General features: G+C 35.7%; 1 protein-coding gene. It reads right to left on the bottom strand.

Annotated elements, in window-relative coordinates; genetic code table 11:
• Positions 1-577: 577 nt before the first annotated feature.
• The coding region (locus KTH89_RS24650; protein WP_238723468.1) for a hypothetical protein at positions 578-1,058 on the bottom strand (481 nt) is incomplete at its 5' end.

Here is a 1,058-nt window from a genome sequence, read left to right as displayed (position 1 = left end):
TATCTGCAATATCGATAGTAAATTGTAGTTTCGCTCGTCGGAGTAAAGTCTAAATATATCCATGATAAATCATTACTTAACTGTGTTAAACCATCATTTTTTCTATAGATTTATAGAAAAAACGGTAATTTGTCAACGTTAAACAATAATTTGGATAGTAAAGCAAATGTTAATCATACACATGCCTGGGCATCAATAACAAACAAACCGTCATCTTTTCCCCCGTCATTGCATTCACATGATAATTATTTACCTAAAAGTGGCGGTGCCATATCTGGAAGTTTATCCATAAACCAGGGCACAAAATTAGGTAGTGCATCTGATACTATAAATAGAATACTTTTTAATACAATGGTAATTAGTTTTTCAAACGGATTGGCTATTTGGCCTCACAATTTAGGCACTAAGCCAAATGTTATTTTTATAACCTCAAGTAGCAATATAACAGATGCGTTAATTTTTACGTACGCATTTGATGAGAGTAATGCAACTACTGCTAAAATATATTGCTATACCCGGAGTGGAAATGCTATGGCCGGTAATGTAAGGGTTTCGATATTAGTAATAATATAAAAGATCATTTAAGTAAATTAAAATCCATACTGATTGTCATGGATCCTTCTGGCGTAGCAAATGCCCCAACTGTTTGCACATCGGCTATGACATTGACAAATACCCTGACAGTACCAGCATTAGTAATGTGAACACCTAACGCGCTACGTCCTCCACCTGGCCATGCGTATGATACAATTTCATCGGTAGGTCGTAGGCGCGCCGGGAGTGTCAAAATATTATTATATCCTGTTGTCCAGCCACCTGTTTTTGTAATAGTAGCACGGATACTGACGTTGCCAATACCATTCGCATATACCTTTATGTTTGATGTAATACCTGCTGATATTGTAAAATCATTAACAGGTTTATAAGTTAAAGCATCTAGTAACGTTGACAAATTACCGTTTGTCGTATCGATTCTGTCTGACAAACTCGTGTTTGTCTGAGTAATTCTAACCGACAAATCATTGTTTGTTTTAATGATTAATACGGGCCACTTTTGA

Origin of the sequence: Diplocloster agilis (assembly GCF_019042275.1) — a bacterium.
Lineage (GTDB): Bacteria > Bacillota > Clostridia > Lachnospirales > Lachnospiraceae > Diplocloster > Diplocloster agilis.
This window is presented reverse-complemented; position numbering and strand designations above follow the sequence as displayed.